Annotated in this window: 9 protein-coding genes; 3 read left to right on the top strand and 6 right to left on the bottom strand. The window is 68.8% G+C overall.

Features of this window, described 5'->3' with window-relative positions; genetic code table 11:
• The first annotated feature begins 159 nt into the window (after positions 1–159).
• Positions 160–1,653, top strand: a complete 1,494-nt coding sequence (locus tag QZ149_RS03435; protein WP_291449888.1) for a hypothetical protein — start codon at positions 160–162, stop codon at positions 1,651–1,653.
• 86 nt (positions 1,654–1,739) lie between these two features.
• Here QZ149_RS03435 and QZ149_RS03430 read toward each other — a convergent pair whose 3' ends face one another.
• From QZ149_RS03430 to hemE, 6 genes are read right to left on the bottom strand one after another with little or no spacing between them, the layout of a single operon-like run.
• Positions 1,740–3,125 carry a glutamate-1-semialdehyde 2,1-aminomutase gene (locus QZ149_RS03430; protein ID WP_291449887.1) on the bottom strand — a complete coding sequence of 462 codons (1,386 nt, stop codon included), beginning with the start codon at positions 3,123–3,125 and terminating at the stop codon, positions 1,740–1,742.
• A gap of 49 nt (positions 3,126–3,174) precedes the next feature.
• Positions 3,175–4,206 (bottom strand): porphobilinogen synthase, encoded by a 1,032-nt coding sequence (gene hemB, locus QZ149_RS03425; protein WP_291449886.1) that lies wholly within the window; start codon positions 4,204–4,206, stop codon positions 3,175–3,177.
• A complete protein-coding gene (locus tag QZ149_RS03420; protein WP_291449885.1) occupies positions 4,203–4,994 on the bottom strand; it encodes a uroporphyrinogen-III synthase in 792 nt (263 codons plus the stop codon). The genes hemB and QZ149_RS03420 overlap by 4 nt, the downstream gene beginning before the upstream one ends.
• Before the next feature lie 11 nt (positions 4,995–5,005).
• Positions 5,006–6,070 carry a hydroxymethylbilane synthase gene (gene hemC, locus QZ149_RS03415; RefSeq protein WP_291449884.1) on the bottom strand — a complete coding sequence of 355 codons (1,065 nt, stop codon included), beginning with the start codon at positions 6,068–6,070 and terminating at the stop codon, positions 5,006–5,008.
• Positions 6,067–7,533 (bottom strand): NAD(P)-binding protein, encoded by a 1,467-nt coding sequence (locus QZ149_RS03410; protein WP_291449883.1) that lies wholly within the window; start codon positions 7,531–7,533, stop codon positions 6,067–6,069. Before QZ149_RS03410 ends, hemC begins: the two co-directional genes overlap by 4 nt.
• Positions 7,530–8,627 carry a uroporphyrinogen decarboxylase gene (hemE, locus tag QZ149_RS03405; RefSeq protein WP_291449882.1) on the bottom strand — a complete coding sequence of 366 codons (1,098 nt, stop codon included), beginning with the start codon at positions 8,625–8,627 and terminating at the stop codon, positions 7,530–7,532. The genes QZ149_RS03410 and hemE overlap by 4 nt, the downstream gene beginning before the upstream one ends.
• A 241-nt stretch (positions 8,628–8,868) precedes the next feature.
• Between hemE and QZ149_RS03400 the strand changes: the two genes are divergently transcribed.
• The gene (locus tag QZ149_RS03400) at positions 8,869–10,191 is read left to right on the top strand and encodes a glutamyl-tRNA reductase (protein WP_291449881.1); all 1,323 of its coding nucleotides are present in this window, start codon (positions 8,869–8,871) and stop codon (positions 10,189–10,191) included.
• Positions 10,188–11,138, top strand: a complete 951-nt coding sequence (rarD, locus tag QZ149_RS03395) for an EamA family transporter RarD (protein WP_291449880.1) — start codon at positions 10,188–10,190, stop codon at positions 11,136–11,138. The genes QZ149_RS03400 and rarD overlap by 4 nt, the downstream gene beginning before the upstream one ends.
• The last annotated feature ends 19 nt before the right edge of the window (positions 11,139–11,157 follow it).

Here is an 11,157-nt window from a genome sequence, read left to right as displayed (position 1 = left end):
CAGAGCAGAAAAGGTACCATTACCCATGTCGGGGCCTCCCAGCGTTTGAAGTGTCGCAACCTCAATCATCGGGCAGGCCCCGACCCCATGCCAACACCACCCCCCACACCCCAAAATGCGAAGAGCCAGTTAACTTCCTGTCTGCGAAAGGTGTCAACAATGTCAAACCCTCACTACGGCGGCCAGTTCGGTCATCCAGGGAACACCGGCCAGTTCCAGGGCCAAGTTCCCCAGCCCAGTCAGCAATTCCAGGGTCAGATGCCCCAGCAGACGGGTTTCAACGGCCAGATGCCCGGCCAGATGCCCCAGGCTCCCCGCAAGAAGAACAACAAGGCGACGGCGTTGATCGCCGTGATCGTTGCCGCAGTCCTGGTCATCATTGGCGGCGGCGCGTTCGCCCTCACCCGCTCGCTCTCCGCGTCTGGCGGTTTCGCCAGCCCCAACGCGCTGGCCAACTCCATTAATTCGGCGTTCGGCTCCAATAAACTGACGTCGCTGGCCACGGCCCTGTCGCCCTCGGAGTTGAAGGCAGCAACGACCTGGCAGAAGGATTACAAGGCCAACGGCAAGGCCGACTGGTCGAAGCTGGTGAGTCCCGAGACTTTGGCCGACTACATCGGCCAGATCGACCTCAGCAAGTCCACCATCGAGTATACGGTCGACGAGAAGTCGGAGAACCTGAGCCTCATCACGATCACGAAGTGGGAAGGCGAGGTCACCATCAAGCCGGAACTCGTCGATAAGATTCGTCAGAACTACGAGAAGGCCAAGGGCGAGAAGCTCACGGCAAACGAATCCTCGATGCTCGACGACATGAAGTCCTCGCTCTCGAAGGAATCCACGTTTAGTGGCAACATCCTGGGTCAGCTCGATCTGGACACGCTGACGATCGTGTCCGTGAAGGAAAATGGCAAGTGGTACATCTCCCCGGCGATGACGATGGCCGAACAGATGTACCCGACCAGCTCCATCCGTCCCAACTACGACGCTGACTTCACCGATGTGAAGGGGGCTTCCTCCGCCGAGGAGGCCGTCTCTGGCCTGGTTGACGCCCTGCGTAACGGCGCTCGCATGGGTGACAAGGACTTCTACCGCTACCTTGACCTGCCCGAGCGCCGCATTGCCGCGGTCTACGGAGGCGCTGGCTCCGGCTCGGACACGAACATCGGCGCAGGTATTCAGGTGCACTGGGGTCTGACCTCCACGACGGTCACCGACGGCGCGATCGTCGGCTTCGGTACGACGTCCATCACCTTCGACGGCGACTACAAGGTCGATTTCAACAACGACACGGTTACCGTCAGTTTCCCCGATTTCAGCTCCAGCTACGGCTCGTCCAACAAGAACACGAGCAGCCAGTCTCAGAACCTGACTGTTCGCTTCACGGAGGGTCTGGTCAACCCCGAGTGCCTCGGTGTGTTCACGGTGAAGGACAAGACCGGCTGGCACGTGTCCTTCATTCGAACTGCGGGCAACCTGAACCTGCTGGAAGCGACTGATGACGCGGTCAACCAGGCCGTCGATGGCATGAGCAGCTCCTTCGGCTATGGTTCCGACGTCTCGGCTGACGAAATGCGCGACATGGCAACGACCAACAAGCCGGTCGGCGCGATGCTTGTCATCGCGTGGAACTTCATGAAGAGTTTCAACTGACGTTTGCACGCGCGCGAGGGGGCGGGAATCCGACAGGGTTCCCGCCCCCTCGCCCATCCACGGCACAGACGCCGCGGCGCGGTTGGCTACTCGGGCTGAGCCGCAGCGGCAGCCTGCGCGGCGGCCGGAGCTGCAGCGGCGATGGCCTCCAGCTCCGCCTCCCCGTGAGCGCCGGACACGAACCACACCTCGTACACCGAGGGCGGCAGGGCCACGCCCGAGGACAGGAAGGAGTGGAAGAAGGGAGCGTAACGCCACGCCTCCTGGGCGCGCGCCTGGTCGTAGTCGTACACGCCCGAGGCAGCCGCGGCCTCGCCAAACATGACGGAGAACAGGGACCCCGTGCACTGGACGCGGTGGGCGACACCGGCAGCGCTGAGCGCGTCCGACACGATCATGCTGATTTCCTGCGCCGAGGCGTTGACGCGGTCGTACACGCTCTGATCGGCCAGTTCGAGGGTGCGCAGGCCAGCGGCCGTGGCCAGGGGATTGCCCGACAGCGTGCCAGCCTGGTAGACGGGGCCCAGGGGGGCCAGCAGGTCCATGACGTCCGCGCGTCCGGCAACGGCGGCCAGGGGCATGCCGCCGCCCACAACCTTGCCGAAGGTCACGAGGTCGGGCACCCAGTCGGCACGCTCAACGGAGGAGGCGTCGACGAAACCAGCGCCGTAGCCGCCCGCGGGCGCGCCATCGACCCACCCGGCCACGGCCTCGAGGCCCCACCAGCCGGCGGGGTCGACGCGGAAGCCGGTGAGGACCTCGTCGAGGATCATGAGCGCACCGTGCGCGGTGCACAGGCGGCGAATCTCGCGGTTCCACCCGGGGTGGGGAGGGACCGTGCCCATGTTGGCGGGGGCACCCTCGAAGATGACGGCGGCGATACTTTCACCCGCCTGCTCGAAGCACGCGCGCAGGGCATCAACGTCGTTGTAGGGCAGGACGATCGTCTGCGCGGTGATGGCCTCGGGGACGCCCGCGGAACCGGGCAGGCCGCCGGTGGCGACGCCCGAGCCGGCGGCGGCGAGCAGGCCGTCGGAATGACCGTGGTAATTGCCGGCGAATTTCACGATGAGGTCGCGCCCCGTGGCACCGCGCGCCAGGCGGATCGCCGTCATCGTCGCCTCGGTGCCCGTCGACACGAAGCGGACGCGCTGCGCGAAGGGCACGCGCTCGCGCACGGCGGCGGCCAGCAGCGTCTCAGTTTCGGTGGGGGCACCGAAAGACAGGCCGCGCGAGGCGGCCTCCTGGACGGCGGCGACCACCTCGGGGTGCGCGTGGCCGAGCAACGCCGGGCCCCACGACCCGACCAGGTCCACGTAGGAGCGTCCCTCAACGTCGGTGACGCGCGCGCCGCTCGCGCTTGCGATGAAGCGCGGGGTGCCGCCAACACCGCCGAAGGCGCGCACGGGCGAGTCAACGCCGCCGGGAATCACGGATTTTGCTTGGGAGAATGCGGTTTCGTTAGTGGTCATAGCTACCTCCATCAGGAGTAAGAGGAAACAGGAGCACGGGGATGCGCGCTCAGCGGACCCGGCGGGCGACCTCGAGGGCCCAGTAGGTGAGGACAGAATCCGCACCCGCGCGGAAAATGCCGGTGAGGGATTCGTCGATGACGCGCGTGCGGTCGATCCACCCGTTGGCGGCGGCGGCCTCAACCATCGAGTACTCGCCGGACACCTGGTAGGCGGCGACGGGAATATCGGAGGCAGCGGCCACGTCGGCCAGCACGTCCAGGTAGGGTCCGGCGGGCTTGACCATGAGCATGTCGGCGCCCTCGGCCGCGTCGAGCAGCGCCTCGAAGAGGCCTTCACGTCGGTTGGCGGGGTCCTGCTGGTAGGTGCGTCGGTCGCCCTTGAGCGTGGATCCGACGGCCTCGCGGAAGGGCCCGAAGTAGGCGGACGCGTACTTCGCGGAGTAGGCGAGGACGGCGACGTCCGCGTGTCCCGCCTGGTCGAGGGCGGCGCGGATCGCGGCAACCTGGCCGTCCATCATGCCCGAGGGCGACACCATGTGTGCACCCGCGCGCGCCTGGGAAATCGCCATCGCCTGGTAGAGCGGTAGGGTCGCGTCGTTGTCGACGCCGCCTTCGGCATCGAGGAGGCCGCAGTGCCCGTGATCGGTGAACTCATCCAGGCAGGTGTCCGCGCACACGACCAGGGCGTCTCCGACCTCCGCGCGCACGGCGGCGAGGCCACGGTTGAGGATCCCGTCCTCCGCCCACGCCTGGGAGCCGATCGCGTCGCGGTGGGCGGGTACGCCGAACAGGTCGATGGCGCCCACGCCGGCTTCAGCGGCCTCGGCGGCGGCCCGGCGCAGCGAGTCGATCGTGTGCTGATACTGGCCGGGCATGGCCGCGATCTCGCGGGGTTCGTCGATGTCGTCGCGCACGAAGACGGGCCAGATGAGCTTGGCCGGGTCAACGTAGGTTTCGCGCACGAGGGCACGCATCGCGGGGGTCGAACGCAGGCGGCGCGGGCGGATCGTCGGGATCGGGGCGCAGTCCACCCCGGCCTCGGCGAGGTAGGAGGTAACGGATTCGGGGACGGTAGTCATGAGTTTCTTTCTTCAGGTGCGTCGGCTTGGGCGGGGCGGGTGAGGGCGTCGACGAGGGCGCAGACGATGGCTTCGGGTGTGGGGGACGAGGCCTGGGCTGCGACCGCGATCCCCTGACGCCTGGCGGTGGCGGCGGTGGGCGCGCCGATGGTCACAACCCGGGTTGAGGGGGGCGGCAGGCCGAGGAGCGGGGGGAGGGCGCGCGCCTGGGAGGATGCAGTGAGCACCGCGCCGTCGTAGTACCCCGCGCGGAAATTCTCCGCGATATCTGCGTCAATATCACCGGCGCCCGCGGGGAGAGTGGTGTAGGCGTCGACGGCCTCGACGCTCCAACCGAGGGCGCGTAGCCCTTCCGGCAGCGTATCGGGGGCGAGCGCCGACCGGGGGATGAGGATCGGGCGCGCGCCAGAGTCCGGGGCTGGGAAGTACTGAAGCAGTTCGGCGGCAGACCCGCCACCGGTCAGGTCGGCGCTGACTCCCGCGTGGTCGCTGATCCATCGGGCCGTGACCTCTCCGACGGCGGCGAGGCGTGTGCCGAGCGAGCGCGCCCGTGGAAGGGCGTCCGCAACGGCACGCGCGGACCTCCAGGAGGAGAATACGACCCACGCGTACTCCCCGTCGACAAGGCGGTCACGGGCCGCGTCGAGCTGCGCGGAGTCCAGCGGCGTCGACACGGTGAGGGCGAGAGCATCCACCCGCGCCCCGGCAAGGCGCAGGGCGCGCGCGATGGCGTCATCGGGTTTGACTCGGGTCAGGAGGATTCGCCGCCCGCTCAGGGGCGCTCTCACGAAGGGTTCGTTCACAATGGTTGCCTCGGCGCTTTCGTCGCCCCCAGGTCGGTGACCTCGGCGGCACCTCGCTGGAGCAGCTGGCGCGCCACGTCGGCTCCGAGCCGGGCCGCCTCGCCCAGGGTGGCCTCGCCAGGCGCAGCCTCGCCGCGACCAACCGTGCCCGTGAGCGCTAACGCGCCGCTCGCCTCGACCCGCTCGCACCCGTCGACGCTCATCACGCGCGCGTCGAGCAGGAGGGCCGAGGAGGCCTCGTCCACGCGGGCGAAGGCGCCCACGGGTGCTGCACACCCCGCTCCGAGGGAGGACAAAACAGCGCGCTCGGCGCTGGCCGCGAGGGCGGCCGGCCGGTGGTTGAGGGAGTCCAGGAGGGTGCGCAGGAGCGGGTCCGGCTCGTCGCGCGTTTCGATAGCGAGGGCGCCCTGTGAGGGGGCGGGCATCATGACGGTGGGGTCGAGCACGTCGGTGGCGTAAGCGTCGAGGCCGATGCGCCGCAGCCCGGAGAGGGCGAGGACGACCGCGTCGAGGCGATCACCCGTGCCGAGTGCGGAGGGCGCGGTGCCCGCATCGGCGCCCAGGTCGATGCCGCGCACGCGCGAGAGCCGCGTGGGAACGTTGCCGCGCAGGTCGCACACGCGCAGGTCGGGGCGCGCGGCGAGCACCTGGGCGGCGCGCCTGGGCGATCCCGTGCCGACGAGCGCGCCCTCCGGCAGGGACGCCAGGGTCGCCCCATCGGCAGCGCACAGGGCGTCGCGGGGGTCTTCACGCTGCGGGACGGCCGCGATGCGCAGCCCCGGCGTGGGGGCAGTGGGCAGGTCCTTGAAGGAGTGGACGGCCAGGTCACACTCCCCCTGGAGGAGGGCAAGCCGCAGCTGCGCCGCGAAGACACCGACGCCGCCGAGCGCGGCTAGAGGTGCCGCGGAGACGTCGCCGTGCGTGCGCACGACCTCCAGCCCGACGCGCACGTCCTCGCCGAGGCGAGCCCCAACCTCCTCGATTGCCCGCGCAACGGTGGTGGATTGGGCAAGCGCCAGGCGCGAACCCCTGGTTCCCAGAAGGAATGTCCGCGTGGTCATAGCAGTCCTTTCGCGCCCGCGCGGGCGTGGGTGACGACGGATGCGATGCCGGTTCCGGCAACCCAGGCACCCGTGAGCGCCACGCCGCCCAGGGACCGCACCTGTTCGTCAAGCGCGGCGACGCGGCCGCGATACTCGGGAGGCAGGGGTGGGAGCGTGCCGTTCCAGCGGGCGAGCAGGTAATCGGTGACGGCCTCCGGGGCGATGGCCACGCCGGTGAGCGCACGGATGTCGCGCAACGCGCCTTCGACGGTGACGTCGGGTTCGGCCTCGCCGAGGCGCCCGTAGGACAGGCGCAACAGGTGAGTGTGGGGCGCACACTGGTCGGCAAGCCACGGCCACTTGACATTGAGGTGGGACAGGGCCTTGGCCGCCACGGGCCGCTCGTCGGCGGGGGCGGGCGCGACCAGGAGGCCCTGGGAGACGGGCGCGTCATCCAGCTCGGGGGCGCGTACAGCCAGGGTGAGGCGCGCGATGGGCGCTCCCTCGGGAACGCTCACATCGGGCACGAGGCCTGGGATGCGCGCCTCGGTCACCAGGCGCAGGGCGGCGCTGGCACTACAGGCGAGGACGAGGCGCTGCGTCGTAACGCTCACGCCCGGGCCGGCCGGCACGGGTTCGGCTCCGGGAGTCGGCCCGGGCTTGGTCGGCCCGCACTCGAGGACCCATCCCGAGGCCTCGCGAGCCATCGCAAACGCACCCGTGCGAGTCAGGACTGTTCCCCCGGCCTCCTCGATGGCGGCCCGCAGCGCGTCAACGAAGACGAACATGCCTCCTTCGACGCAGGCTTCGGGGGTGCGGCGCGATCCCGCGGCGGCCAGGCGCGCGGCGACCGCAGCGGCCAGGGACCCGTGACGGGCAGTCTCCGCGCGCAGCCCGGGCGCGACCGTGTCGGTCGCCAGCATGGTGGGGTCAGCGGTGTAGATGCCCGCGACGATGGGACGCACCGAGCGCTCCAGCACGGCCTGCCCCATGCGCGCGGTCACGAAACCGGCCAGGGTATCCCCGGCCTCGTCCATGCCGACGCCGCCGCCCATCGACTGATCCTTCAGCGCCCGGCGCACCCCGGCCTCGCCGAGCACGCGGGCGCAGTCGGGTGCGTCCGGGTGGGCCGGGATACCGAGGAACGAGTCGCGCAGGAAGGGGCGCAGCTCCCAGCCGCCGCGCAGGGCAGGGGCGTACAGGCGGGCACCCGAGCCGGCAGGTTCGACCGAGGTCAGCCCCAGGGCCTCCACGATCGACGAGGTGTCGGTGCCGCGTACCACGTACGTTTCCGCGCCGAGGTCCACATCCACGTCGCCGACCGTGCCTCGGGCGATGAGGCCACCCAAATAGCCGCGCGCCTCGATCAGGAGGGGGCGCACGCCCGCGCGGGCCAGTTCCCACGCACTCACGAGGCCGGCGATGCCTCCGCCGACGACGACCACGCCGGGGTGGGCGGGAATAGCTTCCAGGGGGTTCATCGGGAGCCTCCCAGGTCGTGGACCAGCTCGACGATGCGCGTCAGAACGTCGGGGTCGGTCGTGGGCGGCACGCCGTGCCCGAGGTTAAAGACGTGACCGGGGGCGGAGCGCCCCGCGTCGAGAATATCTCGAACAGCCTGTTCGATAACAGGCCACGGGGCCTGCAAAAGAGCAGGGTCCAAGTTTCCCTGCACGACCTTTCCGGGCACCTGGGCAATGGCCCACGACAGGTCCGTCTTCCAGTCGACACCCACGCAGTTCGCGCCAACCTCGGCCATGTCGGCCAGGATCGGGGCGCTGCCCGTCCCGAAGTGGATGAGCGGGGCGCGCTCGCCGGTCACGGGACTGACGGCACCGGCGACGCGCTGCACGACCATGCGCGAGTACGGTGCGACGGACTCGCGATAGGTACGAGGCGAGATGGACCCCACCCACGAGTCGAAGAGCTGCGCAGCACTGGCCCCGACCTCGATCTGAGAGGTGATGAAGTCGGCGCTCACGCGCGCGCACCAGCTCATGAGCGCGTCCCACGCGCCCGGGTCGGATGCGGCAAGAGCCCGCGCGGCCATGTGATCGCGGGAAGGACGCCCCTCAACCATGTACGCGGCCAGAGTGAAGGGGGCACCACCGAATCCGATGAGCGGCGTGGATCCCAGCTCGCGCACCGCCGTCGCGACACCATCGCGCACGCACTGGGCGCCCTCGGCGCAGTCTCGCGCGCGCCCAGCGGAGTCGGTCCAAGACCCCTCGCCGTAGCGATGACTCAGTAGTTCGTCGATGCTCTCGCGCGTGCGATAGGGATGATCGAGGACCGGGCCCACACCCGGCTCAATCTCGACGCCCACACCGGCCAGGCGCAGGGGGACCATGATGTCCGAAAAGAAAATGCCCGCATCCACGCCGTGGCGTCGCACGGGCTGCACCGTCGCCTCGGCGACCACGTCGGGGCGCAAGCAGGCCTCGAGCATGGGCAGGCCGACGTCGGCGCGCAGCTGGCGGTACTCCGGCAGGGAGCGTCCAGCCTGACGCATGAACCACACGGGCGTGGACCCGCGTTGCCCGGTCAGGGCGCGCAGCAGCGGAGGCGTCGTCATGTGTCTCCCTTAATTTAATGATGTTTTCATGCGTTAATTCGCGCATTTCCGTTGTTTTCCAGTCTAGTTCAAGACAATTTCTCATACGCCACAAAAGCGCGGAATGACAGGCCTTGAAACCGATTTATCCGCGCAAGATAGCCATTTATTGAGACATATTTGTAAAATGACAGGGCGTCACCAACATAAATCGCCTCTCGGAGCTGCTGTCACGAACCGCGTGCCTTTAAATGGACGCGTTGTGACTATTCATGTGCTTTCCGCGGACCACCGTTACGCCCCCCTTGACGATATCGCCCGACTCTCCGGCGCGACCGACCTCGGCCCCACGCTCATGCGCTCGCTGGCGCAGGTGCGCGGAGTCATGGTCCTGCGCACGTGTAACCGCGTCACCATCTACGTCGACGCCCCGACCCAGGCCGACCCCCACGCACTCAAGGACGCGGTGGAGCGCGAACTCGCCCAGGCCTCGCACACCCCGCGCGAGGACGTGCAGCTGCGTCACCTGTGGGGCCACGACGGCCTCGTCGATCTTTTCGCGACGGCATCCGGGCTGGAGTCCATGGTCATCGGCGAGCGCGAGATCGCCGGGCAGATGCGCCGAGCCGCGCGCACTGCCTGGGAGGATGGGACCCTGAGCTGCGACCTGGGACGTGCCGCTGAGCGGGCGTCGGCCACCTCGCGCCGCGTCGCCACCGAGACCGGACTGGCGGGGGCGGGACGCTCGGTCGTCGCCGTCGGCTTGGACATGGCGGCAGCTCACCTGGGGCCGTGGGAGGACACCCGCGTGCTCATCGTCGGCACGGGTGCCTACGCGGGGGCGACCGTCAGCGCCCTGCACGCGCTCGGCGCATCCGACGTGTCCGTCTACTCGACCTCGGGGCGTGCCCGCGAATTCGCCCAGGGACGAGGCATCGGCTGGGTCGAGTCCGCAAGCCTTCCCGCCGCTCTCAAGCGCTCCGACCTGGTGGTGACCTGCCGGGGACTTGGAAGCCCCGTCCTGACCCGCGACATGGCCACGGTTTCCGGGCGCACCGTGGTCCTGGACCTCGCGCTCATGCGTGACGCGGAAAGCTCTGTCTCCTCACTGCCGAACGTGAGGCTTATCGACCTGCCGACCATCCAGGCGTCAGTCCCGGCCGCGGATGCCGACGCGCTGACGCGCGCCCGCGCCATCATCGACGAGGAGGTCTCCTCCTTCGAGCGCGGCTTGGGTGCCCGCTCCATGGACCCCGTCGTGCGGCACCTTCGCTCGCGCGTCTTCCGCATCGTCGAGGAGGAGATCGACCGCCTTGGCGATGCTCCCCTCTCGACCGAGGACGCGGCCCGAGCACTACGCCACCTGGCCGCGCGCCTTATCCACAACCCGACTGTGCTCGCGCGCCGGGCGGGTGAGGAGAGCCAGCAGGAACGCTACCTGGAGGCCCTGAGCGTGGTCCTCGGCATCGACGAGGCCTCCCTGACCTCCATCGATCATGCAGGTGGTCACGCATTCTCATCAGGTGACCACGACCGTCCCGTCAGGGGCCGCTGCCCACACGATGTTCATACACTGGGTGCATGAGCACCCAGAAGAACGAACCGCGCGCACTCGCCCTCGGCGTCGCCGTCTATATCATCTGGGGTTTCTTTCCCCTGTACTTTTCGCTGCTCTCCCCCGCCGGCGCCGTCGAGGTGATCGTCCACAGGGCGGTGTGGGGCCTGTTTTTCTGCCTTGTTGCGCTCGCTGTGACGAGGTCGCTGGGGAAGGTGCGCGCACTAATCGCCGACCGGGGAGCCCTGTGGCGCCTGGCGGTCGCGGGCGCGCTCGTCGTCGTCAACTGGTCGGTGTACGTGTACGCGGTCCTCTCGGGGCACACGACGGACGCGGCGATCGGTTACTTCATCAACCCGCTGGTGACGATAGCCCTGGGCCTGATTGTGCTGCGCGAGCGGGTCACCCCAATCCAAAAGATCGCTCTCGCGCTGGGTGTCGTCGCCGTCGTCATCCTCGTTGTCGGCCAGCGCGCGATTCCGATCGTCTCGCTCACACTTGCCCTCACGTTTGGCCTGTACTCACTCGTGAAAAAGAATGTCGCCGGGCGGGTTGATCCACTGGCGGGCATGGTGATCGAGACGGCGGCAGTCTCCCCCTTCTTGCTCGGCTACTACGCGTATCTGGCGGCCACGTCCGCCACGTCCTTCCACGTGATCGCTTCTTCCGACGAGGCCGGGGTGTCCTGGCCCCTTCACCTGGCCCTCCTGGTGGGCGCGGGTGCGCTGACGATGATCCCGCTCATCATGTTTGCTTCGGCGGCGCGAGGCCTGACTCTGGGGACGATGGGTTTCCTACAGTACCTGGGACCTACCCTGCAGCTCCTCGTCGCCGTGTTCATCTTCCACGAGACCGTGCCGACGTTCCGTTGGATCGCGATGGGCGTCGTGTGGGTGGCGCTGGCGTGCCTGAGCGCCGACTGGCTGCTCTCTTCCGTACGAGCTAAGCGCCTGGCGCGCGCGGCGCACCGAGACTGAGGCAACGCCTGGGCGGACC

Origin of the sequence: Actinomyces sp. ICM47, from assembly GCF_905369875.1 — a bacterium.
GTDB lineage: Bacteria > Actinomycetota > Actinomycetes > Actinomycetales > Actinomycetaceae > Pauljensenia.
This window is presented reverse-complemented; position numbering and strand designations above follow the sequence as displayed.

Coding starts and splice junctions, on each gene's coding strand:
- QZ149_RS03435 (WP_291449888.1), top strand. CDS start 160: ATGTCAAACCCTCACTACGGCGGCCAGTTCGGTCATCCAGGGAACACC.
- QZ149_RS03430 (WP_291449887.1), bottom strand. CDS start 3,125: ATGACCACTAACGAAACCGCATTCTCCCAAGCAAAATCCGTGATTCCC.
- hemB (WP_291449886.1), bottom strand. CDS start 4,206: ATGACTACCGTCCCCGAATCCGTTACCTCCTACCTCGCCGAGGCCGGG.
- hemC (WP_291449884.1), bottom strand. CDS start 6,070: ATGACCACGCGGACATTCCTTCTGGGAACCAGGGGTTCGCGCCTGGCG.
- QZ149_RS03410 (WP_291449883.1), bottom strand. CDS start 7,533: ATGAACCCCCTGGAAGCTATTCCCGCCCACCCCGGCGTGGTCGTCGTC.
- hemE (WP_291449882.1), bottom strand. CDS start 8,627: ATGACGACGCCTCCGCTGCTGCGCGCCCTGACCGGGCAACGCGGGTCC.
- rarD (WP_291449880.1), top strand. CDS start 10,188: ATGAGCACCCAGAAGAACGAACCGCGCGCACTCGCCCTCGGCGTCGCC.